The sequence below is a fragment of the Vibrio sp. 10N.286.55.E10 genome, assembly GCF_002872555.1.
Taxonomy (GTDB): Bacteria; Pseudomonadota; Gammaproteobacteria; order Enterobacterales; family Vibrionaceae; genus Vibrio; species Vibrio crassostreae.
Genome location: NZ_MCSD01000006.1, coordinates 35,888 through 61,132, shown reverse-complemented (window position 1 = coordinate 61,132; position 25,245 = coordinate 35,888). Strand labels below are relative to the sequence as shown.

The following is a 25,245-nucleotide window of genomic DNA, read 5'->3' as shown; positions in this document are numbered from 1 at the left end:
AGAGCCTTTTCTGTTTTTCCTCTATATAAGAAGAGAAAAAATCAATTAGTTTAATCGGTTACGATCGTTGTCGTCGTCTTTCTTCTCAAACTCACCTTCAAAGGTGTTGCCGTCTTTTGACTGGTCAAATGGGTCGCGATTGAATGGGTCTTGTCCAAAAGGACTCTGACCAAAGCCAGCTTGCCCACCGGTATGGAAACCACCAGACATATTTTTAACCACCATTTTTTCCATCATTTTCTTGGCAATCATGGCTCTTGGTGCTGGTAGCAACACCAACATACCCAACGCGTCTGTCATGAAGCCCGGAGTCAGCAGCAATACGCCTGCAACCGCAAGCATCACGCCTTCAAGAATCTGTTGTGCTGGCATTTCCCCTTGTTGTAATCGACCTTGTACAGACATAAGTGTCTGAATGCCTTGGCTACGAACCAGTGAGGCACCAACAAATGCAGTAATCAACACTAACGCAATAGTTGGCCACAATCCTAAGAAGCCACCAACTTGAATAAATAGCCCAATCTCAATGATGGGTACGAAGATAAATAGTAATAATAAGATAGGAAACACACGCCCTCCTTTGTTGCATTCAGTTTACGCTGAAAGCCCTATCAATCTCAAATTTATCCTGTAAATAAGCGTGTTTATTGACCGAGAATAACTTTGCAAAATATTGACGAAACAAAACCGAAAAAGGTGATCAACTTAATATTTTTATGCGCTAAGTACAGTATCATGTGCCACATAAGTCAGGACGGATTTATCAGCCCAATATTCTAGCGAACGGAGTATTTGCACACAGAATAGGCTAATAACTAACTATATAATCAGAATAATTCTCTAAGGATCCTGTTATGGCTACTCTATCAGAAGCACAAGTTGATGCTCCTCAAGCTACTCGTCTCGAAGAAGATCTTTTAGGTCAACGTCATGTTCCGGCTGATGCTTACTACGGCATCCACACTCTACGCGCAGTTGAAAACTTCAACATCTCAAATGTAACGATCTCAGATGTACCTGAATTCGTTCGCGGTATGGTGATGACAAAGAAAGCTGCGGCTTTAGCAAACAAAGAGTTAGGTGTAATTCCTAGCGAAGTGGCTAAATACATCATCCAAGCTTGTGACCTAATTCTAGACACGGGTAAGTGCATGGATCAGTTCCCATCAGACGTTTTCCAAGGTGGTGCTGGTACTTCTGTAAACATGAACGCGAACGAAGTGGTTGCGAACGTGGCACTTGAGCTTATGGGCAAAGAAAAAGGCCAATACGAGTTCATCAACCCGAACGACCATGTAAACCGTAGCCAATCTACAAACTGTGCTTACCCAACTGGCTTCCGTATCTCTGTTTACAACAGCGTACTAAAACTGATCGACGCGATTGAATACCTAAAAGGTGCATTCGAGCTTAAGAGCCAAGAATTCAACACCATTTTGAAGATGGGTCGTACTCAACTTCAAGATGCAGTTCCAATGACGGTTGGCCAAGAGTTTCACGCTTGGGCTGTAACCATCAATGAAGAAATCAAAAACCTAGAATACACCTCAAAGCTACTGCTTGAAGTTAACCTAGGCGCAACAGCTATCGGTACTGGTCTGAATGCAGCTCCTGGCTACCAAGGCCTAGCAGTTAAACACCTAGCAGAAGTAACGGGCCTTGAGTGTGTAGCGGCTGAAGATCTTATCGAAGCAACGTCTGACTGTGGCGCATACGTAATGACGCACGGCGCACTTAAGCGTCTAGCCGTTAAGCTATCTAAGATCTGTAACGATTTACGTCTACTTTCTTCTGGCCCACGTACTGGCCTGAACGAACTGAACCTACCTGAACTACAAGCTGGCTCTTCAATCATGCCTGCTAAAGTAAACCCAGTTGTACCTGAAGTAGTAAACCAAGTTTGCTTTAAAGTTCTAGGTAATGACAACACGGTTTCTTTCGCAGCAGAAGGCGGTCAGCTTCAATTGAACGTAATGGAACCTGTTATCGCACAAAGCATGTTTGAGTCTTTAGACATCCTAACAAACGCATGTGTGAACCTACGCGACAAGTGTGTAGACGGCATTACTGTGAACAAAGAAGTGTGTGAATCTCACGTATTTAACTCTATCGGTATCGTAACTTACCTAAACCCATACATTGGCCACCACGAAGGTGACATTGTTGGTAAGATCTGTGCAGAAACAGGTAAGAGCGTGCGTGATGTGGTTCTAGAGCGCGGTTTATTGAGCGAAGAAGAGCTTGATGACATTTTCTCTGTTGAAAATTTGATGCATCCTCAGTATAAAGCGAAGCGCTACGAATAAAGTTAGCGAGAAAGGGCTCCAAACGGAGCCCTTTTTTAGGCTCCAATACGGTTAACCATGTTTATTTTGTGGATTTCTGTATGTTGCACTTTTGCTTAATTGAACCTAAACCATAGAACTATTATGTGAACATTCCAGCGGCGAATGTTCACATAATAAAATCTAAATGAGGTGTTACTTATGATTGCAGTAGAACTATTTGTCGTCCTGCTCTTTATCTTTTTGGGGGCCAGAATTGGCGGTATCGGTATCGGTTTTGCCGGTGGTGCTGGTGTTATTGCCCTTTCACTTATTCTTGGCGTTCCAACAAGCCAATCTTTCATCCCGATCGACGTAATCTTGATCATCATGTCTGTTATCACCGCAATTGCTGCAATGCAGGTTGCTGGCGGTATGGACTGGTTGGTGCAAATTGCAGAAAACTTTTTGCGTAAGCACCCTGAACGCATCACCTTTTATGCGCCAATCGTGACCTTTGTAATGACGCTAATGGCGGGTACTGGTCACACAGCATTCTCAACACTTCCTGTTATCGCAGAAGTAGCGAAAGGCCAAGGCGTTCGTCCTTCTCGTCCACTGTCTATCGCAGTTGTCGCTTCTCAAATCGCTATCACGGCTTCGCCAATCTCGGCAGCGGTTGTGGCTTTCGCGGCAATGCTGGCACCGTTCGGTGTTGATTATCTAACGCTACTGATGGTTTGTATCCCAACAACCTTCATCGCTTGTATGGTTGGCGCGGTTGTCGCTAACTACATGGGTAGCGAGCTGAAAGACGATCCTGTTTACCAAGAGCGTCTAGAGAAAGGTCTAATCAAACTAGCAACAGAAGAGAAACGCGAAATTCTGCCAACAGCGAAGAAAGCAACGTACATCTTCCTAGCAGCGATTGGTTTCGTGGTGTGCTACGCAGCAGCTATCTCTAGCTCTGTTGGTCTAATTGAAAACCCTGCGCTAGGTCGTAACGAAGCGATCATGTCTGTGATGCTGGCAGCAGCTGCGGCTATCGTTCTGTTCACTAAGATTGATGCAGCTAAGATTTCTTCAGCGCCAACATTCCGCTCTGGTATGACGGCATGTGTATGTGTACTTGGTGTGGCTTGGTTAGGTTCAACATTTGTAAACGCACACGTTGTTGAAATCAAAGACGTAGCAGGCGCTCTACTGGCTGACTACCCATGGATGCTGGCTCTTGTTCTGTTCTTCGCTTCGATGCTGCTTTACTCTCAAGGCGCAACAACGGTTGCACTGATGCCTGCAGCACTAGCGATTGGCGTAGCACCACTAACAGCCGTTGCTTCTTTTGCTGCGGTAAGTGCGCTGTTCGTACTTCCAACTTACCCTACGCTACTAGCAGCGGTTGAGATGGATGACACAGGCTCAACGCGTATCGGTAACTACGTTTTCAACCACCCATTCTTCATTCCAGGTGTGGTAACAATCAGTACAGCGGTAGCACTAGGCTTCGCGTTCGGCGGTCTGTTTATCTAATATTCGCTGATGATTGAACATTTAAAAGGAAGCTTCGGCTTCCTTTTTTATTTTCTACTCAACGTGTTGTTTGATACACATCAAATAACCATTATAAACTTTAAAAACCGCCTAAAAATAAAGTTTGAATAAAATTCCAAGATTATTCAACCCAACTAGAAACAACACCTATCAAATCAATCCCCCCTCGCTTTCCTTTAATCCATAGCGAATATTAATCCAAGCTAACTAACCAAAAAACCTTGCCGTTTTTCTGCCATTTTTCAGACCATTCATTAGCGATTATTTTTGTGAACAGCACCAAACTTAAATACTGACGTAAGGAATAAAATAACCGCAGCTAAATTAAATCTAACTTCATTTGGATTAGTAAATATAAAAACAAACTTAATTTAAAGTCAGCAACTTTATATCGTTGAGTGCTTTATAAGTGTCCGTGTATTTACAATCTATAAATCATTAGTCGCTAATTCACATCACTTCTATTTAAGATGATGTAAGGAGATAGCCATGACAACTCAAACGATACCAAGCGAGAAAAAAAAGGGCGGCTTCTTTGCCAACTTTAAATTCCCTTCTGCCTACACCATTCTATTTATTCTGATAGCGTTCGTCGCTCTGCTTACCTGGATTGTTCCAGCAGGCCAATACGACCGAGCAATGAATGAAGAGCTAGGCCGAGAAGTACCCGTAACCGGAACCTATCAAGCGGTAGAAGGTAACCCTCAAGGCGTGATTGACGTACTGCTAGCGCCTATTGACGGCTTCTACGACCACAATAGCTATGAAGCTGCGGCAATCGACGTTTCGCTGTTCATCCTAATCATTGGTGGCTTCTTAGGACTAGTAACTAAGACGGGGGCGATTGATGCCGGTATCGAACGCGTTACCGCCCGATTAGAAGGGCGAGAAGAGTTGATGATACCAATACTGATGGCACTGTTCGCCGCAGGCGGTACTGTCTACGGCATGGCGGAAGAATCACTACCATTCTATACATTGTTGGTGCCTGTAATGATGGCTGCTCGCTTTGACCCTCTGGTGGCTGCTGCGACGGTACTACTTGGCGCAGGGATTGGGGTGCTAGGTTCAACCATTAACCCATTCGCAACCGTGATCGCTGCCAACGCCTCTGGCATTCCATTTACCGACGGTATCGTGTTGCGTATTGCGATGTTGATTATTGGTTGGGGTATCTGTGTCGCCTACGTGATGCGCTACGCAAGAATGGTTCAAGCCGATCCAAGCAAATCCATTGTGTACGACAAATACGAAGAGAACAAAGCGCACTTCCTTGGCAACGCAAGTGGCGAAAAACTGGAATTCACCGCAACTCGTAAACTGATTCTGACCATTTTTGGTGGTTCATTCGCGGTAATGATTTACGGTGTATCCGTTGCTGGGTGGTGGATGGCAGAGATCTCTGCAATGTTCTTAGCAGCAACCATCATCGTCGGTATTGTGGCTCGTATGAGCGAAGAAGAGTTTACCACCAGCTTTATTGATGGTGCCCGTGACCTACTTGGTGTTGCGCTTATCATAGGTATTGCACGTGGTATCGTAGTGGTGATGGACCGCGGTATGATCACCGATACCATTCTGTTCTCTGCAGAACAAATGGTAACGGGGCTTTCTTCGGTTATCTTCATTAACGTGATGTTCTTCTTAGAGATTCTACTGTCGTTCTTAGTTCCATCGACCTCTGGCTTGGCGGTACTTACCATGCCAATCATGGCACCACTGGCTGACTTTGCTGGCGTAGGTCGTGACCTGGTTATCACTGCGTACCAATCAGCATCTGGCTTGGTGAACCTAATTACGCCAACCTCCGCGGTGGTGATGGGTGGCTTGGCGATTGCTCGCGTCCCTTATGTACGCTGGGTTAAATGGGTAATGCCACTAGTCGGTATCTTGATGGTGTTCTGCATCATTGTTCTGAGTATTGGTGCGCTTATCTAAAACCTACACACCTCACTTTCTCACTCAAAGCCGCTTTCTAGCGGCTTTTTTTGTCACTATCGATGACCAACAAAACCCTTCCATCGAAACACCCTCACAAGCTGCACACGCATCATTTAAAGCCACTCTATTAATCTATCTACCTATCAAAGCCGCAAAGCCTAAACGAGCTGAGACACTTGCTAGAAAGCAAAGATAACCTTTAAATATCGATACTAAGGTTAATTAAAAATCAAATATTCATCGCTACTATATTTAGATAAATACTTAGTCACTTATTAGAGTTAATTATATTCAAAGTAAATTAATCTGTAATAACCAAAGGACAAGCATTAGCTATTTTCATAGAAAATCGGATTAAAACACTCGATTGTAAAGTGTGACCGCAATAGCTTTATTCGCATTTAAATTGTTAAAGAATAATTAATTTCATATTCAAAATTAAATATATAAATACTAACATTGCATACTTCCACCTTAAGCTCATTCTTATCAATAAAATTATTTTGCATATAAACCCCTGTAATTACCACTCTAGTAATACGAGTGAAAAAAGTATGCATAATGTTCCCAAAGAGTTAACTATTTAGAAGGGATAGCCAATAGTTAAAAGTGCATAAAGTTTGTTAAAACCCTTAATTTTAAAGGGCTGAGGGATAAAAAACGATTTGTGATAGATCTCTAAGAATACCTGACTAGCAGGCGTAATATTAATTCCAGACAAGAGATATGAATAAATAATTCATTCTTCTCAACTGAAAATAAATAATTACTCTTAGCGATAAAAGTAATTCAAATATATAAGAGAGAGACGATCATGAGTAAGTTCTATGTAGGTTCTGAAATAGGTCAATTACGCCGCGTTCTAGTTCACCGTCCAAGACGCGCACTGACTCACCTAACACCCTCTAACTGTCACGATTTACTATTTGATGACGTACTGGCTGTTGAGCGTGCAGGTAAAGAGCATGACGCATTTACTCAAACGCTACGTGATCAAGGTGTTGAAGTTCTTCTTCTTACTGACTTACTAGCGGACACGCTAGCCGTGCCAGAAGCGAAAGATTGGCTTTTGAATCATCAAGTTTCTGATTACCGCTTAGGCAAAACTTTTGCTAACGACGTGCGCTGCTACTTGGGCGACTTACCAAACCTAGAGCTAGCAAAAATCCTAACGGGCGGCCTGTCTTACGCTGAGATGCCAATGAAATCATCTTCAATGATGCAAGGCATGCACGCACCAACTGACTTCATTATCGAACCTCTACCAAACCACCTATTTACTCGTGACACATCTTGTTGGGTATATGGCGGTGTATCAATCAACCCAATGGCGAAACCTGCTCGTCAACGTGAAACCAACCACGTTCGCGCTATTTACCGTTGGCACCCAACATTCGCAGGCCAAGACTTCATCAAATACTTCGGCGATGAAGAAAACATCAGCTACGACAACTCAACGATTGAAGGCGGTGACGTTCTTGTTATCGGTCGTGGCACAGTGCTTATCGGTATGTCTGAGCGTACAACAGCACAAGGTGTTGAGCACTTAGCATCTAGCCTATTCAAACACGGTCAAGCGAAACAAGTTATCGCAATGCAGCTACCAAAACACCGCTCTTGCATGCACTTAGACACCGTTATGACGCACATGAACGAAGATACGTTCTCTGTTTACCCTGAAGTGGTGAGTAAAGACGTTCAGTGCTGGAACTTAACTGGCGATGAGTCTGGTGCGGTAAAAGTGAAAGAGGAAGGCTACTTCGTAACGGCTATCGAAAAAGCATTGGGCGTAGACAAGTTAAACCTAATCACGACTGGTGGTGACAACTTCCATGCAGAACGTGAGCAGTGGAACGATGCAAACAACGTTCTAACGGTTAAACCTGGCGTCGTGATTGGCTACGAAGGCAACACATACACCAATGAAAAATACGACAAAGCAGGCATCACAGTTCTTCCGATTCCAGGCGATGAACTTGGCCGCGGTCGCGGTGGCGCACGCTGCATGAGCTGCCCAATTGAGCGTGATGGTATCTAATCACTAAGACGAAACGGCCAAGTTGAACGATCTTAAATCATCTCAGCTTGGCCAAAATGAGAGAACACAATTATGACTAAGCAAACTGTTGTTGTCGCACTCGGTGGTAATGCCCTACTTCGTCGCGGTGAGCCGTTAGAAGCCGATGTTCAACGCCGCAATATTGAAACGGCTGTGAAAACCATCTCTGAAATCGCAAAAGTGTACAACGTGGTGTTAGTGCACGGTAATGGCCCACAAGTTGGCTTACTTGCTCTGCAAGGTTTGGAATACAAGAAAGTAAATCCATACCCGCTAGATGTATTGGGCAGCGAAACTCAAGGCATGATCGGCTATATGTTGATGCAAGAGTTTAAGAACTACCTGCCTAACCGCAACATCTCTTGCATGTTGACCCAAATGACGGTTGATCCAAATGATCCTGCATTTGCGGATCCAACCAAACCGATTGGCCCAATCTACGAAGAAGCTGAAGCGCGTGAATTAGCGGAGAAATTCCACTGGATCGTCAAACCAGACGGACAACACTTCCGTCGCGTTGTGCCAAGCCCACGCCCTACTGGCATTGTTGAGCACGAAGCGATTACGCAACTTATCGATGCAGGCCACCTCGTAATTTGTACAGGCGGCGGTGGCATCCCAGTAAAAAAAGAAAACGGCAAATTAGTGGGTGTTGAAGCGGTTATCGACAAAGACATGTCAGCGGCTTTCTTGGCGAAACAACTGGATGCGGATGCACTGCTTATTTTGACCGACGCGGACGCTGTTTACCTTGATTGGGGCAAACCGACTCAACACGCATTGCGCAGTACCACCCCAAGCGAGTTAGCAATGTTCGAATTCGATGCAGGCTCTATGGGGCCAAAAATTGAAGCGTCGTGCGAATTCATTCAGCAAGGCGGCAAGGTTGTGGGTATCGGCGCACTCGAAGATGGCTTGCAAATCCTGCAAGGCCAAGCGGGTACCAATATCACCAAAGGTTAACGCACAAATAAGTTTCTATGTCCTTGTAAACACAGAATCAAACGAAACAAACCGAACCGAACAAATTTAACTAAAAATTGAATCGCGCTTTCTTGAATTTTCTTTCCCTGTAACAGGAAAGCGCCTAAATCTAAGAAGGAATACATCATGGCTTTTAACCTACGCAATCGTAACTTCCTAAAACTACTAGATTTCACTCCACGCGAAATTCAACACTTGTTAGATCTTTCTATGGAGCTAAAAAAAGCGAAGTACAACGGTTACGAACAGCCAACACTGACTGGCAAAAACATCGCACTTATCTTTGAGAAAACCTCAACTCGTACTCGCTGTGCATTTGAAGTTGCTGCATTCGACCAAGGTGCTCGAGTTTCTTACTTAGGCCCATCTGGCTCTCAAATTGGCCACAAAGAATCAATGAAAGATACCGCTCGCGTTCTTGGCCGTATGTACGATGGCATTGAATACCGCGGCTTCGGTCAAGAGATCGTTGAAGAGCTAGGCGCTTACGCTGGCGTACCAGTATGGAATGGCCTGACTGACGAATTCCACCCAACACAAATCCTGGCTGACTTCCTAACTATGACGGAATACGGCCGTGGTAAACAACTGCATGAAATCAGCTTTGCTTACCTAGGTGATGCTCGTAACAACATGGGTAACTCTCTAATGGTTGGCGCTGCGAAAATGGGCATGGACATTCGCCTTGTTGCTCCAAAACAATTCTGGCCACAAGAAGAACTATTAGCTGAATGTCGTGAAATTGCTGAACACACAGGCGGCAAAATCACGCTAACAGAAGATGTTCAAGAAGGCGTGCAAGGTTGTAACTTCCTATACACCGATGTTTGGGTATCGATGGGCGAAGCAAAAGAAGCGTGGGCTGAGCGCATCAACCTAATGATGCCTTACCAAGTCAACATGGACATGATCAAAGCGACTGGCAACCCACATGTGAAATTCATGCACTGCCTACCGGCTTTCCACGGCGAAGATACCACCGTAGGCAAACAACTTGCTGCTGAATATCCACAACTAAAAGACGGCGTTGAAGTGACAGATGAAGTGGTTGAGTCTGAATACTCTATCGTGTTCGACGAAGCTGAAAACCGCATGCACACCATCAAAGCAGTAATGGTTGCGACACTAGGCAGCTAATAAGTTAATAAGTTAAGCACTCACTTGTTCGCAAGACGTTGACAAGTTAAGTGCAATAACAGGGAAATGCGGGTGGCGTTCTTGGGATTTTGACCTTGGATAAAACCCGCATTTTTTTTCATGTACTAGAAAGGATTATTACCTGAAAAAACCTGAGATTCGCAGTTCCGACAAAGGCTTAAATGAAAGCTAAAAACGGACGCAATTTCGCATAAAAATCCATTAAATGAATACTTTACAGAAAGTATTGCATGGTCTTTTTATCTGAGTATAATCCTCCGCAATTTGTCTAAAGAGAGCAAAAAATGAACCGCAATTCTGTCGCACATAATTGTCAAACCACACGCCAAAGAGTGGCGTTGGTGTCATTTTTATTTTGCTCTATTGATCGTTTCGAAGCCTCCTATTTTTAGGGGGCTTTTTTTTGTCCGCAATTTGACTGTATGCATAGAAGGAAGACCCGTTATGGCGCATTCGTTATTTAACAAGCACATCATCTCCATACCTGAGCTCACTCGTAATGAACTAGAGCTTATCGTCGACACAGCAGCAAGACTCAAGGCCGAGCCAAACCCAGAGTTGCTGAAAAATAAAGTCGTTGCGAGCTGCTTCTTTGAGCCTTCAACTCGAACTCGTCTTTCATTTGAAACCGCCGTTCAACGCCTTGGTGGCACGGTCATCGGCTTTGATAATGGCGGTAACACATCACTGGCGAAAAAAGGCGAAACGCTTGCCGACTCAGTGCAGGTTATTTCATCTTACGTGGATGCCTTTGTGATGCGTCACCCACAAGAAGGCGCAGCACGTTTAGCGTCTGAATTCTCTAACGGTGTTCCGGTGGTAAATGGCGGCGATGGTGCCAACCAACACCCAACTCAGACCTTGCTGGATCTGTTCTCGATTTACGAAACGCAGGGCACGCTTGATAACCTCAATGTCGCATTCGTCGGCGACCTAAAATATGGCCGTACTGTGCACTCACTAACCCAAGCGCTATCAAAATTCAATAACGTACGTTTCTTCTTTATCGCACCAGAAGTATTAGAGATGCCAGATTACATCTGTGAAGAGCTAGAAGAGATGGGGATCCAATACAGCACTCACAGCAGCATTGAAGAAGTCGTGCCAGAACTGGATGTTTTATACATGACTCGCGTACAGAAAGAGCGCTTTGATGCGTCGGAATACGCACACATGAAATCGGCTTACATCCTAACCGCCGATACATTGAAAGACGCTCGTCAAAATATGAAGGTCCTTCACCCACTGCCACGCGTCGACGAAATCACCACCGACGTCGATAAAACGCCACACGCTTACTACTTCGAACAGGCTGAAAACGGTGTGTACGCACGTGAAGCTTTATTAGCCCTAGTTCTAAACGACACTTTATAAGCAGGAGATATAGTCATGGTTAAACAAACTCAGCTACAAGTAGAAGCGATCCGTAATGGCAGCGTGATTGACCACATCCCTGCTCATCTTGGGATTAAAATTCTCAAACTGTTCAAGCTGCATAAAACAGAACAACGCATCACGATGGGCTTAAACCTGCCATCATCAGCGCTCGGCAACAAAGACCTAATCAAAATTGAGAACATCTTTCTGACCAAGGAACAAGCCAACCAATTGGCTCTGTACGCTCCACAAGCGACAGTGAATCAGATTGAAGAGTACAAAGTGGTCAACAAGCTAACCCTTGTGCTGCCAGAACAAATCAACAGTGTGTTCGCCTGCCCAAATAGCAACTGTATTTCACACGGTGAACCTGTCGAAAGTAGCTTTAAAGTGCAGCTAAAACACGAAAACGTACAGCTAAAATGTCACTATTGTGAAAAAGTATTCTCTCGCGAGATCATGAGTGAAATTCGCTAACCCTTAGCGGTATTACCTTCGCAACAAAAACCACTAAAGTAACATGGATATTTATTCCCAAGCCGGAATAAATATCCATTAGCCAAAGAATAAAACCCCAAAATAAAAGCAATAAACCAGAATATTATTTGGTGATCGCCTTCAAAAAGATAACTATCCTTTAGTGGTAGACTCAATGAATAGATGATCATACATCTCGCATACCCTTCCTTCTCTACTTCGGGATTCATCGGTAAGCCTAATTAATAATCGTACTCTACGGCTTTGGGAGTGCGTTCTGCGCTATGGACAAGCGATATCCACACGTTGACCTTAAGGAGTTGTTCATGAACGAAATCACTGAGCACGGTTGCTTGTATTCAGCTGAAGATAAAACACTGACTGCGGCGTGCAAACGCTTACTACAACAACAAAGCTTCTCGACCCAAAATCAACTGCGCGAGAAACTGGTCGAGATCGGTTATACAGGCATTAGCCAATCGACTGTCTCTCGCATTTTGTCACAGCTTGGCGTTGTCAAAATTCAGAATGCCTGTGGTAAAAAGGTTTACTGCATTACAGTTGAAAGCGCGCCTGTGCGTGTCGATGCCTCCATCTCATCGCAAATCGAATTAATTACTCACAACCAAGCGATGGTGATCGTCAAAACAAACCCTGGTTGTGCGCAGTTGGTCGCAAGGTTAGTCGATATCGACCCACATACAGAGATTATCGGTACTGTTGGCGGCAATGACACTGTGCTCATTATTCCAAAAGATACGATGAACATTGATGCTTGCGAACAAGTAGTAAGAGCACGCTTAGGTGTTGCCTAAATGTCTTACTGGCAAGGGCTGTTCACTGCAGTTGCGCAGCTAACCCTCTCTCGACTGCCTAGCAAAGTGGCTCACCCGCCCTAGCGGATATTTGCTGGTCGATGAAACTAATCACAAACTATTACGGTCTGATTGAGTTAAGATACCTTCAACTCCAATTTGATGACTAAATAGTATGCGACGACTTGCCACATTACTTTTTGTTTGTGTTTCCCTGTTCACCCAGCCTGCGTGGGCGCTTTTTGGAAATGACAACGCCGAGCCAAGCTTCGGAGGCAATAACAACGGTTTTGTCCCTGTAGACCAAGCTTTCCCTTTCAATTACTACCAGCAAGACGGCAAGGTGCTTCTCGACTGGCAAGTAAAAGAAGGCTACTACCTCTACCAACATAGCCTCTCTTTCACTGGGCAAAATCTCGCGATCGGTAACGTTGAATTAGAAGATGGTAAGCCACACCAAGATGAATTCTTTGGTGAGGTGAGCATTTATACCCAGCCGTTATTCGTTCAAGTTCCCCTACAGAGTTACCAAGATGGCTCACAGCTGATCGTTAAATATCAAGGCTGTGCGGATGCGGGTTTCTGCTATCCACCCGAAACTCGAATCATCGACATTGAACCATTTGCGGCTACAGATTTTGGTTCTGGTTCAGGCGACTCTCAAGCTAATGCGGTATCGCAAGAGTCATCGGCTGCAAACAATGAAACCGATGTTTCAACGCAACAAGCTTCTCTAAAAGCAGACGTTGCAACTAACACCACTCCACAATCAAGTGCACCCGTTTCAAAAGAAGCGAGCCTAGCCGATAAGCTCGGTGACAGTTGGTGGACGCCATTATTATTCTTAGCACTTGGTGTTGGCTTAGCCTTTACACCGTGTGTTCTGCCGATGTACCCAATTCTAACGGGTATCGTTTTAGGTGGCGGCAAGCTCAGCCAAGGTCGTGCGCTGATGTTGTCGTTCATCTATGTGCAAGGTATGGCGCTAACCTACACCCTGTTAGGTTTAGTGGTTGCCTCTGCAGGTATGCAGTTCCAAGCGGCGATGCAACACCCTTACGTATTGATTGCGTTGAGCGTTCTATTCGTGGCGTTAGCCATGTCGATGTTTGGCGTTTATAACCTGCAACTGCCAAGCAGCATTCAAACTTGGCTCAACAACCAAAGTAACAAGCAACAAGGTGGCAATACCTTGGGCGTGTTCGCGATGGGTGCTATCTCTGGCTTGGTGTGTTCGCCTTGTACCACAGCGCCACTATCGGGTGCGCTGTTGTATGTGGCTCAAAGTGGTGACCTGTTTACTGGCGCGATCGCTCTATACGCATTGGCGATGGGTATGGGTATCCCGCTGATCTTAGTTGCGGTATTTGGTAATAAGCTACTACCGAAAGCGGGCAGCTGGATGGACAAGGTAAAAATCGTATTCGGCTTTATCTTGCTGGCAGCACCAATCTTCCTGCTAGAGCGTATTATCCCTGAGTTATGGGCAACAGTGCTTTGGTCTGGCCTTGGCTTCATCGCCTTCGGTTGGCTGTACCACAGCAAAAATGCACTGCCATTCGGCGGCTGGAAGCAAAGTGCGGTCGGTATCATCGCAATGCTTGGCTTGTTTGCTTCCGCACAGCCTGCATTGAACTATTGGTTTGCGGAGAAGAGCGTAACGGTAGAACAACAGCATATCCAATTTGCACGCATCAATACCGTTGAAGAGCTAGAAATCCAGCTCATCGAAGCGAAAAAGCTGGGTAAACCAGTGATGCTCGATTTCTACGCAGATTGGTGTGTGGCGTGTAAAGAGTTCGAGAAGTACACCTTCCATCAAGCTGATGTTGAGAACAAACTTTCTGACTTCGTACTGCTTCAGGCTGACGTAACAAGAAACATGCCTCAAGATATTGAACTGCTTAAACAATTACAGGTACTCGGCTTACCAACGATTGAGTTCTGGGATGGCGAGGGTAACCATGTTCCAAATGCTCGTGTCACTGGTTTTATGCCTGCCGATGTATTCTTAAAACACATGCAAGACCACCAGCTATAACGACGACATTCGTCTAAATACAAGCTCTAACGCAAGCTGCACTGCTCCTCATAACGAGATGGCAGTGCGGCTTTTTTGTGATTATAGGAAACGCTTTCCAAGAACAGGGATAAAAGTCGATATGGTTCAGACTTTTAATGCATAGATATTGTCCACATACTCAATCAGGATGATAATAAATATTAACTAAATTGTTAAAAGTATGAACGTCATGGACTCGACCTATACCATCATCATTGCTGATGACCACCCTCTCTTCCGCAACGCCCTGTTTCAGTCAGTTCATATGGCGATCAGCGGTGCGAACCTGCTTGAGGCTGATTCTCTCGACGCCTTACTGACTCTGCTTAAGAAAGAAGATGAACCCGACCTGCTGCTGCTCGACCTGAAAATGCCGGGTGCCAATGGCATGTCAGGCTTAATTCAACTGCGCGCTGAATACCCAGATCTACCGATTGTGGTGATTTCTGCCAGTGAAGATGCCAGCGTAGTGACTCAAGTGAAGAGCCACGGTGCGTTTGGCTTCATTCCTAAGTCGAGTGATATGCGTGAATTGGTGAGTGCACTGAATCAAGTGCTGAATGGCGACCCGTTCTTCCCTGAAGGACTGATTACCAACAATGCTGCCTGTAGCGACCTTGCAGAAAAGATTTCCACACTGACGCCTCAGCAGTACAGGGTATTAGGGATGCTTTCTGACGGCTTGCTGAACAAGCAAATCGCCTATGAATTGAATGTTTCGGAAGCGACCATCAAGGCACATATGACGGCCATCTTCCGTAAACTGGATGTGAAAAATCGTACTCAAGCGGTTATCTTGCTACAAGAAGTCCACAATTAGGCTTCGCTCATATCCTCTTCTAAAGTCGTCTTAGGTAAACATAAACCCAACCTGACGACTTTATGATCATCTATCTCTGCGACTACCCAAGTGATGTCATGCCACTCGAAGCTATCGCCCAATACTGGGTGCGCGCCAAGTTCGCGCTCAGCCAATTGTTTTAGCGTCATGTCGCGCTCTTCTTCCGAGCCAAGTTCAATGCCATAGCAGTCACTCACGGCAGCAATCGATAACCCAACCTCAAGGAAGAAATCACCAAAGAATCGAGCTGCATCTTCGGCTAAAGGTGCCTCACTGAATAGCTCACTTAGGCTATCTAGGTCTTTATCTTGACCAAGCACACAGAGAATATCGTTCGCCTCTAGCACGGTACTGCCCGATGGGTGAAGCAAGGTATCCTTTCTAAACAGTGCAGTAATGCGCGTTCCTTCCGGCATAGACAAACGCTTCAGTGGTTCGCCCACACACCATTTCTCTTCTTTCAGCTTGTAGACAAACATCTCCCACTCACTGGCAGGGTAGATTTCAATGCCTGTACGAGAAATCGGTGTCGGTGTTGGAGGTAAAGTCACTTGAGCCAATCTCGCGACTTTCATCAAGCTGCCGCCTTGAACAATCAGCGACACCATAACCACGAAGAAGGCGATATTAAAATACAGCTGAGCATTGGGCAGGCCAGCCATCATCGGGAACACGGCCAGAATGATCGGCACCGCACCACGTAAACCGACCCAAGAAACAAACCAACGTTCCTTGGTGGTAAAGCTTCTGAACGGCAGCAAACCCAACCAAACCGACAGCGGACGAGCAAACAAAATCATACCGAAGGCCAGTGCTAATGCAGGCAGAGCAATGTCCATCAGCGTCGATGGCGTCACCAGTAAACCCAATACCAAGAACATCACGATTTGGCTTAACCACGTCATGCCATCAAGGACATTAAGAATCGAGTGTCGAGAGCGTGTCGGACGATTACCAATGAACAAGCCCACTAAGTAAATCGATAAGATACCGCTGCCGCCAAGCATGTTAGAGAAGGCAAACAGAGCTACACCGCCACTGAGCACCAGAATCGAATACAGGCCATCAGCCAGCTGCACTCGATTGATTAAGCTCCACAGAACCCAACCGCCACCAAGGCCGATAAGCGTGCCGACACCAAACTGCATCGCGAAACTTTTCAGTAGGAAGTTCATTCCCATCTCGGCATCTGGGGTGCCAAGTAGCGTAATTAAGGTCACTGTCAGGAAGACTGCCATTGGGTCGTTGGTACCCGATTCGATCTCTAAGGTTGAGCCAACACGCTCATTGAGGCTTTGCCCTTTCAACAAAGAGAATACCGCTGCCGCATCGGTGGAGCCAACAATTGCGCCCACCAAAATGCCCTGCATCAGTGACAGGTCGAACAGCCAAGAAGCCATAAGTCCAGTTAAGGTCGCAGTACAGGCCACGCCTATTGTGGCTAGTGACAGTGACGGCCAGAAAGCGACCTTGAAGCTTGCAACCTTGGTCCGCATACCGCCATCAAGCAGGATCACAGCAAGCGCAAGATTACTCACCAAATAAGTTAGGGAGTAGTCATCGAAATTGATGCCACCGGGCCCATCTTCACCAGCTAACATGCCAACGAAAAGGAAGATCAAAAGAATAGGAACGCCCAAGCGAGAGGAGACTTGCGAAAAAAGCACACTGATGGCGATGAGCACCGCACCAGTTAAAAATAAGTGGTTAATAGTTATTGCGTCCAATTCGTCCCCCCAAAGAATAAAACCCGAGCTTTAAGCATGTTGATCTTCTGCCGTTAAGCAAGGCGCGGTCGGTAAAAGTGCCGCTGATACTATAACAAACTTATGTTTCGCTTCGTGTCATATGCAGGACTAAATACCGTTTCTCGGTCATTTAGTTGTTAAATTTTATGACTCGCACCCTAATTCATGCGTTTTTGTTAGACCTTAGGCTAATTTAACAACATTGTAACATCACATTTTTCTATGGTTATGTCTTCCAACTCCCATATTTCAGTGGATTAGTGCTAATCGCGTCCCGACTAAAGTTGCACAGATCCCTTTACTTATCCTTGCTACATTCTAAATCGTAACATTACGTTAACACGATAATTTTCTACAGAAACAGTTTCTACGGAAACGAAATAAAGGAGAAGGCAATGGCGTTCGAATCTACGGAACATGCTCAAGCCTACTGGAAGGAAAACTTGGGAATTATGGGAACACTGCTCGCGGTCTGGTTTGCAGTGTCTTACGGCGCTGGCATCTTATTTGTGGATGCCCTCAATACCGTTCAGTTTGGCGGGTTCAAGCTAGGATTTTGGTTCGCTCAGCAAGGTTCGATATACACCTTCGTGGCGCTGATATTTATTTACGTTGTTCGCATGAATGCGCTCGACAAAAAATACAACGTACAGGAAGACTAGAGGCTAGAACATGGATATTCAAACTTGGACGTTTATTCTCGTCGGTATTACTTTCGCGGTATATATCGGCATCGCAATCTGGGCTCGTGCAGGGTCTACGAGTGAGTTCTACGTTGCTGGCGGTGGTGTACACCCAGTAGCAAACGGCATGGCGACCGCCGCTGACTGGATGTCGGCAGCATCATTCATCTCAATGGCAGGTATCATCTCATTCGTTGGTTACGACGGTGCGGTTTACCTAATGGGTTGGACAGGCGGTTACGTACTACTTGCGCTATGTTTAGCACCTTACCTACGTAAGTTCGGTCAGTTTACGGTTCCTGATTTCATCGGTGAGCGTTACTACTCGAAAACTGCCCGTATGGTAGCGGTATTCTGTGCAATCTTCGTATCATTTACGTACGTTGCAGGTCAGATGCGTGGTGTAGGCGTTGTATTCTCTCGTTTCCTAGAAGTCGACATTAACCTAGGTATCATCATTGGTATGGGTATTGTGTTCTTCTACGCAGTGCTTGGTGGCATGAAAGGCATCACTTATACGCAGGTAGCTCAATTCTGTGTCCTCATTTTCGCCTTCCTTGTTCCAGCAATCTTTACGTCAATCATGATGACAGGTAACCCACTTCCACAAGTTGGTATGGGCTCTACGCTATCAGGCACAGATGTTTACTTACTTGATAAACTGGATGGACTCACCGAAGAACTCGGATTTACCGCCTATACCGAAGGTAACAAGAGCATGGTGGATGTATTCTTCATCTGTGCGGCTCTAATGGTAGGTACTGCGGGTCTTCCACACGTAATCATTCGTTTCTTCACTGTACCAAAAGTACGTGATGCTCGTATCTCAGCGGGTTGGGCTCTACTGTTCATCTCATTGCTATACACAACAGCACCAGGTGTTGCAGCATTCGCTCGTGTAAACATGATCGAAACAATCAACGGCCCTGACATGCAAGGTGTCGCAGCAGCAGACGCACCAAGCTGGTACAAAAACTGGGAAAGCACAGGTCTAGTAGGTTGGGAAGATAAGAACGGCGATGGAAAAATGTTCTACTCGGGCGATGAACGCAACGAGATGAAGATTAACCGTGACATCATCGTATTGGCTTCTCCAGAGCTAGCGAAACTACCAAACTGGGTTGTAGCACTGCTTGCAGCCGGTGGCCTAGCAGCCGCACTATCAACTGCCGCAGGTCTACTACTGGTAATCTCTACGTCGATTTCACATGACTTGTTGAAGAAAGGCTTCAGACCAAACATGACCGACAAACAGGAGCTGTTAGCCGCTCGTTTGGCAGCTATGGTCGCGATTGTCGGTGCAGGTTACTTGGGTATTAACCCACCAGGCTTCGTAGCACAGGTAGTAGCGTTTGCCTTCGGCTTAGCCGCAGCATCCTTCTTCCCAGCGATTATCCTAGGTATCTTCTACAAGAAGATGAACAAGGAAGGCGCAATTGCAGGTATGTTGTCAGGTATTGCCTTCACAGCAAGCTACATCATCTACTTCAAGTTCATTAACCCAGCAGCAAGCACACCTGAAAACTGGTGGTTTGGTATCAGCCCAGAGGGCATCGGTACGCTAGGTATGTGCCTAAACTTCGTAGTATCAATTGCTGTAAACAAGGTAACTGCTGAAGTGCCACAAGATGTACAAGATATGGTTGAGAACATTCGTTACCCGAAAGGTGCTGGTGAAGCTCACGACCACTAAGCAGAGATGTTTAGCAAAAAATGAATCAGTACTTACATTGTAGGGATTAGGTACTGAATCTCAGAAAGCCGATACGTTATGTATCGGCTTTTTCTTTTCCCGTTTTATTTTATAAAAAGACAAACAAAAGGTTGTTTTTAAAATCTCATTTGATAATAATTATCATTAAGATCCAGTGGGGAGATGCAAGTGATGATGAAAGAACAGCAGGGTCTCTATTCGAGGTTTTACAAAGCACAAGATCGCTTTGCTTCATTAGAACAAGTCCAAGGCCATGAGCCATTTGTGATTCGAGACTACATCGAGTGCGCACTGACGCTTTCCGCTTACTATGAAAAGCACGCCGCCCAAGAAAACATCTTGTTGTGCGAGCTGTACCTGCGCCAAGTTTTCTTCCATCTGATTGAAGCGATTGAGTCTCCTGAGCGCAGTTTCGCCTTTCGTCATATCTGCCTAGACTCTATTCACTCACCACTATTTTATTTGAAACGCCACTACTGCCAGCAGCCTCAAGGCCAAGCGCGTTTTTTGAATCTCAGCCAAACACTACAACAAGTCCAAGCCCCACTTGGCTAACAAGGATAGAACATGACCCTACAATATCGAATTGAGAAAGACAGCATGGGGGAAGTGAAAGTCCCTGCTGATGCGCTATACCAAGCACAAACTCAACGTGCTGCAGATAACTTTGCTTTTAGTTCACACAAGATGCCAACCAGCTTCATTCAAGCATTGGCATTCATTAAACAGGCCGCCGCAGACACCAACGCTCAGTTGGGTTTATTGGAAGGTGATATCGCCAACGCGATTGCCGAAGCGAGCCAAGAGATCATCGATGGTAAATACCTCGATCAATTCCCGATCGATGTTTATCAAACTGGCTCTGGTACTAGCTCCAACATGAATGCTAATGAAGTGATTGCCACGCTCGCTTCAAGAAGCTTACAAGGCGACGTAAACCCGAATGATCACGTCAATATGGGTCAAAGCAGCAACGATGTGGTACCAACTGCAATTCAAGTCAGTGTCGCTCTTATGGCTGAAAACAAACTACTGCCTGCATTAACTCACCTTTCTGAAGCACTTACCGTTAAACAGCAAGAGCTTGCTGAGGTAGTGAAAACCGGTCGTACTCATCTAATGGATGCGATGCCAATTACCTTTGCTCAAGAGCTTGGTGGCTGGAAGTTCCAGATTGAACACGCCAAGCAAGCCATTGAAAGCACCCTGCCCGCTATCAAGGCGCTAGCTCAAGGTGGAACAGCGGTAGGAACCGGGATCAATGCCGACCCACGCTTTGCCGATAAGTTTGCAAGTCACCTATCTCAATCGACAAAGATCAGTTTTAACTCGAGTGAGAACTTCTTTTTCAACCTCAGCAGCCAAGATGCGATCGTTGCCTTTTCAGGGCAGCTCAAAACTGCAGCAGTTGCGATCATGAAGATCTCAAACGATCTTCGCTGGATGAACTCAGGCCCGCTAGCAGGTTTAGGTGAGATCGAATTGCAGGCGCTACAGCCGGGTTCTTCTATCATGCCGGGCAAAGTGAACCCTGTGATTCCAGAAGCCGCAGCGATGGCAGCAGCACAAGTGATTGGTAACGACACGACGATTACTGTGGCAGGCCAATCAGGCAACTTCCAACTGAATGTGATGCTGCCAGTCATTGCTCATAACGTATTAGAAAGTATCGAGCTTTTAGCTAACAGCTCCATCGCATTGGCTGATAAAGCCGTTGCGACCTTTACTGTGCGCCAAGACAATCTTGATTTAGCACTTTCAAAGAATCCAATTCTGGTCACGGCACTCAACCCTGTGATTGGTTACTTGAAAGCTGCGGATATTGCTAAGAAAGCCTACAAAGAGGGTTTGCCAATCCTTGAGGTTGCAGAAAGAGAAACCGATCTCAGCCGAGAAGAACTCAGCAAACTGCTTGATCCAACCACACTGACGCAGGGTGGTATTGCTGGTTAAAACCAGTAACTCATAGCAAGTCTATCGGATCAAAAAAAGGCCTCATCTGAGGCCTTTTAGTCTCTAATAGTTAATTAAAAATAGTGATTTGAATTAACTCACGCGATTCAATACCGCTCTGAGTTTTAGCGGCTTCACAGGCTTGGCAATAAAACTAAAGCTGTTGGCCTTTATCGCTGCCAACATGTCATCTGTTCTATCGGCACTGATGATGACCCCTTCAAAAGAGTCTCCAAGGCGCAGTCGACACTGTTGCAACACCTCAAGTCCCGTTCGACCATTGTCGAGACGATAATCAGAGAAGATCACATCCGGCTGCCAGTCGTCATCGAGACACTTCAAGCTTTCAACCAGATCAACCGCGGTCTTAACCTCACAACCCCAACGACCAATCAGGTTCTCCATCCCGACCAAAATTTCGCGCTCATTATCGACACACAATATTTTCAGATGTTCGATGTCGCTGGTCGCCATTGGCGCTGAAGCTTGCACAACTGGAGCCACTTTTTCCGCTCGAGCTAAGGTGATGGAAAAGACACTACCTTGACCCGGCCATGAGCGCATCGAAATTTGATGACCAAGTACATGAGCAATACCTTTCGAGATGGCTAACCCTAACCCCAACCCTTGATCAGAACGCACTTGGCTGCCACGAGTAAATTCTTCGAAGATCTCTTGTTGCTTGTCTTCATCGATACCGGTTCCGTTATCCCACACATCGATTCGCACTTGCCCGTTCACTCGCCTTGCACCCAGAACCACTTTACCTTCCGGGTTATAGCGAAAGGCGTTGGTCAAAAAGTTCTGAATCACACGTCTCAATAACTTAGGATCAGAGTGAATGAACAATGACGATGGGATCATCTTGAACTCAATTTTTTGTTGTCTCGCTAAGGCACTAAATTCCGCATTTAAGTTGGTTAGCACATCGTGTACAGCAATCGCATGAATGTTGGTTTCTAGCTTCCCTGATTCCAGTCGAGAGATATCCAGTAAGTCACCAATCAGATCTTCAGCAGCACCAAGCGCACTCTCGATGTGAGATGACAGTTGCTTCACCTCTTGCTCTTTCGCCACCTCAGAAAGTGACGAAGCAAACAAGCGCGCAGCATTGAGCGGCTGCATTAAATCGTGGCTTACCGCGGCGAGAAAACGACTCTTTGATTGGGACTCTTGATCCGAAATCTGAGTTGCTTTTACCAAGCGATGATTCAGTTTCTCGAGCTCTTGAGTTCGCTCATGCACTCTTGATTCCAAGCTTTCATTGGCATCTTTTAGCGCTTGCTCTGCTTGTCGGAATACCGTGATATCAGTGAAGCTCATTACGAAGCCGCCACTTGGCATCGGATTACCTTGCACCTCAATCACTCGGCCATCAGGACGAATACGAGAAGAGGTGTGTCGAGTGCCTTGTTCAAGGTGATAAACACGGCGGCGAACGTGATCTTCTGGGTCACCCGGGCCACACAAACCTTGTTCAGCATTATGACGAATCACATCTGAAATGGGTCGTCCAACCTGAATCAAACCCGCAGGGAATTCAAACAGCTCTAAGTAACGTTGATTCCACGCCACCAGCCTCATTTGTTTGTCTATTACAGCAATGCCTTGGCCAATATGTTCAATCGCGCCTTGCAATAAACCACGGCTGAAATCGTACAGTTCAGAGGCTTCATCAACGATGGTCGCTACTTCTTCAAGCTGCATGTTTCTGCCCTGTAAAGCGGAAGTAAGTACTAACTTAGCAGAAGAGGCACCGAATACACCGGCGAGTACACGCTCTGCGTGTCGAATCAAACTCGCAGGTGCTTGTTGATTAGGAAGTAACGGCTGCCCGTGTTGTTGCCAATAGCTGTGTAAGGCACTTTTCGCTCGCTTTCGACCGACAAAACGCGACGCCAACATCTCTAATTCAGCCACGGTTACACGGCTTTGATAAAGGCTAATGTTCTCATTTTCAGGCAGCGGCGTGCCAACAAATGCTGCTGATTGTAAGCGCTCACTTAGGCTTGGCCTGGTCGACATCGAAACCACGGCATAGCACAAGGTATTAAGTACAATACTCAGCACAATGCCCCAGTTCGAACTGCTGATATTCCAGCTACTGAGCAGTTCTGGCGGCGTGATCATCCACAGCAAAAGGTTACTTTCACTATCGCCTGCCAACATGCTGGTTTGACTCATCAGGGTAATCAGCCAAATCACTGAACCGACCATTAAGCCGACATACACACCCTTTCGGTTACCCGGACGCCAGTACAAACCACCAATCAGTGCCGGAGCAAATTGAGCAATCGCCGCAAACGAAAGGAAGCCGATCGCAGACAAGGAGTGAATGGTGTCGAGCGCCTGATAGAACAACCAAGCACCAAGCAGAAGCAATAAAATAAGCCCGCGACGAATTACGAGTAGCAGCCCCGAAAAATGACGATGGGTTCTTTGAGTTAGGCGCATGCGACGCAGAAGCAATGGCATAACTAAATCGTTCGAAACCATGATCGCCAATGCGATAGTCGATACGATCACCATACCACTTGCGGCAGACGTACCACCAAGGAACGCAAGCAAGGCAATATGATTGGCGCCTTCAGCCATCGGCAGGCTAATCACATACGTATCTGCAGGCATGCTTGGAAGCAGCCCTTGCCCCGCCCATGCGATAGGAAGAACAAACAGCCCCATCAAAATCAGATAAAGCGGAAATAACCAACGTGCTGTGTGTAGATCTTGAGGACGTTCGTTCTCTACCACCATGGTATGGAATTGGCGTGGCAGACAAACAATCGCCAACATAGTTAAAACGGTATGAATGATTAGAGTCGGAATATTCGGTGATTCGTAGGTGGAAGCCGCCACATCAAGCAAATCGATTTTGTCGCTGCTCATCGCCAAGTACATGATAAACAGACCAACAATCAGGAATGCCGCCAGCTTAACGATGGACTCAAATGCCACCGCCATCATCATGCCACGGTGATGTTCCGTGTTATCTATATGCCTGGTACCAAACAACATCGTAAAGATGGCCAGCGCGCCAACCACAAACCAAGAAACATGATAATCCTGATAGCCAAAATCTTGAGCCAGACTAGGAGCAACAATATCGAGCCCCATGGTAATACCGCGCAGTTGCAGCGCGATATAAGGAAGAATACCGACCACTGCGATAACCGTCACAGCTACCGCTAAGCCCTGAGATTTTCCGTAACGAGCCGCGATAAAGTCGGCAATCGAGGTGATGTGTTCTCGCTTCGCAATCAGGATCAACCGCGCCAAGATCCGCCACCCTAGTGTAAAGACCAGAATCGGGGCGAGATAAATGGGTAAAAAAGACCAAGGGTTATTGCTCGCCTGCCCCACCGTTCCGTAGAAGGTCCAAGAGGTACAATACACCGCAATAGAAAGGCTATAGATCCATGGACGCCAGCGTGATAGCCAGCGAACTTGCCTGTCTCCATACCATGCGATCAGAAATAACACGCCCAAGTAAGCTAAAGAGACTGGAATTACTACCCATCCTTGCATTGAAAACCCTTTCTTCATCCATAAAAAAACCTCTCCATAAGGGAGAGGTTTCATTTAACTAGGGAAGTGCGTTTAACTCAATCGCATCGCTTA

Annotated in this window: 18 protein-coding genes; 15 read left to right on the top strand and 3 right to left on the bottom strand. The window is 46.0% G+C overall.

What is annotated here, in order from left to right; all coding sequences use genetic code 11:
• Window positions 1-45: 45 nt before the first annotated feature.
• Window positions 46-570, bottom strand: coding sequence for an FxsA family protein (locus BCV39_RS05280; RefSeq protein WP_076656755.1), 525 nt, complete (start codon window positions 568-570; stop codon window positions 46-48).
• Between the two features lie 284 nt (window positions 571-854).
• Here BCV39_RS05280 and aspA point away from each other — a divergent pair, with 284 nt between their 5' ends.
• The 11 genes from aspA to BCV39_RS05210 all read left to right on the top strand — a co-directional run bounded on the left by aspA (window position 855) and on the right by BCV39_RS05210 (window position 15,508).
• Window positions 855-2,306 (top strand): aspartate ammonia-lyase, encoded by a 1,452-nt coding sequence (gene aspA / locus BCV39_RS05275; protein ID WP_102433322.1) that lies wholly within the window; start codon window positions 855-857, stop codon window positions 2,304-2,306.
• Between the two features lie 180 nt (window positions 2,307-2,486).
• Window positions 2,487-3,794 carry an anaerobic C4-dicarboxylate transporter gene (locus tag BCV39_RS05270; RefSeq protein ID WP_102433323.1) on the top strand — a complete coding sequence of 436 codons (1,308 nt, stop codon included), beginning with the start codon at window positions 2,487-2,489 and terminating at the stop codon, window positions 3,792-3,794.
• A 510-nt stretch (window positions 3,795-4,304) separates the two neighbouring features.
• The gene (locus BCV39_RS05265) at window positions 4,305-5,753 is read left to right on the top strand and encodes a YfcC family protein (protein WP_048659196.1); all 1,449 of its coding nucleotides are present in this window, start codon (window positions 4,305-4,307) and stop codon (window positions 5,751-5,753) included.
• An 817-nt stretch (window positions 5,754-6,570) separates the two neighbouring features.
• A complete protein-coding gene (arcA, locus tag BCV39_RS05255; RefSeq protein ID WP_017062724.1) occupies window positions 6,571-7,794 on the top strand; it encodes an arginine deiminase in 1,224 nt (407 codons plus the stop codon).
• 72 nt (window positions 7,795-7,866) lie between these two features.
• Window positions 7,867-8,778 (top strand): carbamate kinase, encoded by a 912-nt coding sequence (arcC, locus tag BCV39_RS05250; protein ID WP_048659197.1) that lies wholly within the window; start codon window positions 7,867-7,869, stop codon window positions 8,776-8,778.
• Window positions 8,779-8,925: 147 nt separating this feature from the next.
• Window positions 8,926-9,936, top strand: a complete 1,011-nt coding sequence (gene argF, locus BCV39_RS05245) for an ornithine carbamoyltransferase (RefSeq protein ID WP_102433238.1) — start codon at window positions 8,926-8,928, stop codon at window positions 9,934-9,936.
• A 465-nt stretch (window positions 9,937-10,401) separates the two neighbouring features.
• The gene (gene pyrB / locus BCV39_RS05235) at window positions 10,402-11,331 is read left to right on the top strand and encodes an aspartate carbamoyltransferase (protein WP_017062721.1); all 930 of its coding nucleotides are present in this window, start codon (window positions 10,402-10,404) and stop codon (window positions 11,329-11,331) included.
• 15 nt (window positions 11,332-11,346) lie between these two features.
• Entirely contained in the window at window positions 11,347-11,811 is a 465-nt protein-coding gene (gene pyrI / locus BCV39_RS05230) for an aspartate carbamoyltransferase regulatory subunit (protein ID WP_004729721.1), read from the top strand.
• A 326-nt stretch (window positions 11,812-12,137) separates the two neighbouring features.
• Window positions 12,138-12,626 (top strand): arginine repressor, encoded by a 489-nt coding sequence (locus BCV39_RS05220; RefSeq protein ID WP_048659199.1) that lies wholly within the window; start codon window positions 12,138-12,140, stop codon window positions 12,624-12,626.
• Between the two features lie 175 nt (window positions 12,627-12,801).
• Complete coding sequence (locus BCV39_RS05215; protein ID WP_102433240.1) at window positions 12,802-14,667, top strand: protein-disulfide reductase DsbD; 1,866 nt, start codon at window positions 12,802-12,804, stop codon at window positions 14,665-14,667.
• Window positions 14,668-14,878: 211 nt separating this feature from the next.
• Window positions 14,879-15,508 (top strand): response regulator transcription factor, encoded by a 630-nt coding sequence (locus tag BCV39_RS05210; protein WP_102433241.1) that lies wholly within the window; start codon window positions 14,879-14,881, stop codon window positions 15,506-15,508.
• On the opposite strand, the gene BCV39_RS05205 is transcribed toward BCV39_RS05210, so the two are convergent.
• Window positions 15,505-17,256: a potassium/proton antiporter gene (locus BCV39_RS05205; protein WP_102433242.1), complete on the bottom strand. Its 1,752-nt coding sequence runs from the start codon at window positions 17,254-17,256 to the stop codon at window positions 15,505-15,507. The genes BCV39_RS05210 and BCV39_RS05205 overlap by 4 nt on opposite strands.
• Window positions 17,257-17,672: 416 nt before the next feature.
• Here BCV39_RS05205 and BCV39_RS05200 point away from each other — a divergent pair, with 416 nt between their 5' ends.
• From BCV39_RS05200 to BCV39_RS05185, 4 genes are all read left to right on the top strand, one after another.
• A complete protein-coding gene (locus BCV39_RS05200; RefSeq protein WP_010435433.1) occupies window positions 17,673-17,939 on the top strand; it encodes a DUF4212 domain-containing protein in 267 nt (88 codons plus the stop codon).
• A gap of 10 nt (window positions 17,940-17,949) precedes the next feature.
• The gene (locus BCV39_RS05195) at window positions 17,950-19,653 is read left to right on the top strand and encodes a sodium:solute symporter family protein (RefSeq protein ID WP_017062715.1); all 1,704 of its coding nucleotides are present in this window, start codon (window positions 17,950-17,952) and stop codon (window positions 19,651-19,653) included.
• Between the two features lie 192 nt (window positions 19,654-19,845).
• Entirely contained in the window at window positions 19,846-20,229 is a 384-nt protein-coding gene (locus tag BCV39_RS05190; protein WP_026084247.1) for a hypothetical protein, read from the top strand.
• A gap of 12 nt (window positions 20,230-20,241) precedes the next feature.
• Entirely contained in the window at window positions 20,242-21,627 is a 1,386-nt protein-coding gene (locus BCV39_RS05185; protein ID WP_048663021.1) for a class II fumarate hydratase, read from the top strand.
• Window positions 21,628-21,720: 93 nt separating this feature from the next.
• Here BCV39_RS05185 and BCV39_RS05180 read toward each other — a convergent pair whose 3' ends face one another.
• On the bottom strand, window positions 21,721-25,152 hold the full coding sequence (locus tag BCV39_RS05180; RefSeq protein WP_102433249.1) for a PAS domain-containing hybrid sensor histidine kinase/response regulator: 3,432 nt from the start codon (window positions 25,150-25,152) through the stop codon (window positions 21,721-21,723).
• Window positions 25,153-25,245 lie beyond the last annotated feature (93 nt).

What these genes read in the sequence shown, in the direction of transcription:
- aspA (WP_102433322.1), top strand. Translation starts at nt 855, where the DNA reads ATGGCTACTCTATCAGAAGCACAAGTTGATGCTCCTCAAGCTACTCGT.
- BCV39_RS05270 (WP_102433323.1), top strand. Translation starts at nt 2,487, where the DNA reads ATGATTGCAGTAGAACTATTTGTCGTCCTGCTCTTTATCTTTTTGGGG.
- BCV39_RS05265 (WP_048659196.1), top strand. Translation starts at nt 4,305, where the DNA reads ATGACAACTCAAACGATACCAAGCGAGAAAAAAAAGGGCGGCTTCTTT.
- arcA (WP_017062724.1), top strand. Translation starts at nt 6,571, where the DNA reads ATGAGTAAGTTCTATGTAGGTTCTGAAATAGGTCAATTACGCCGCGTT.
- arcC (WP_048659197.1), top strand. Translation starts at nt 7,867, where the DNA reads ATGACTAAGCAAACTGTTGTTGTCGCACTCGGTGGTAATGCCCTACTT.
- argF (WP_102433238.1), top strand. Translation starts at nt 8,926, where the DNA reads ATGGCTTTTAACCTACGCAATCGTAACTTCCTAAAACTACTAGATTTC.
- pyrB (WP_017062721.1), top strand. Translation starts at nt 10,402, where the DNA reads ATGGCGCATTCGTTATTTAACAAGCACATCATCTCCATACCTGAGCTC.
- pyrI (WP_004729721.1), top strand. Translation starts at nt 11,347, where the DNA reads ATGGTTAAACAAACTCAGCTACAAGTAGAAGCGATCCGTAATGGCAGC.
- BCV39_RS05220 (WP_048659199.1), top strand. Translation starts at nt 12,138, where the DNA reads ATGAACGAAATCACTGAGCACGGTTGCTTGTATTCAGCTGAAGATAAA.
- BCV39_RS05215 (WP_102433240.1), top strand. Translation starts at nt 12,802, where the DNA reads ATGCGACGACTTGCCACATTACTTTTTGTTTGTGTTTCCCTGTTCACC.
- BCV39_RS05210 (WP_102433241.1), top strand. Translation starts at nt 14,879, where the DNA reads ATGGACTCGACCTATACCATCATCATTGCTGATGACCACCCTCTCTTC.
- BCV39_RS05200 (WP_010435433.1), top strand. Translation starts at nt 17,673, where the DNA reads ATGGCGTTCGAATCTACGGAACATGCTCAAGCCTACTGGAAGGAAAAC.
- BCV39_RS05195 (WP_017062715.1), top strand. Translation starts at nt 17,950, where the DNA reads ATGGATATTCAAACTTGGACGTTTATTCTCGTCGGTATTACTTTCGCG.
- BCV39_RS05190 (WP_026084247.1), top strand. Translation starts at nt 19,846, where the DNA reads ATGATGAAAGAACAGCAGGGTCTCTATTCGAGGTTTTACAAAGCACAA.
- BCV39_RS05185 (WP_048663021.1), top strand. Translation starts at nt 20,242, where the DNA reads ATGACCCTACAATATCGAATTGAGAAAGACAGCATGGGGGAAGTGAAA.
- BCV39_RS05180 (WP_102433249.1), bottom strand. Translation starts at nt 25,152, where the DNA reads ATGCAAGGATGGGTAGTAATTCCAGTCTCTTTAGCTTACTTGGGCGTG.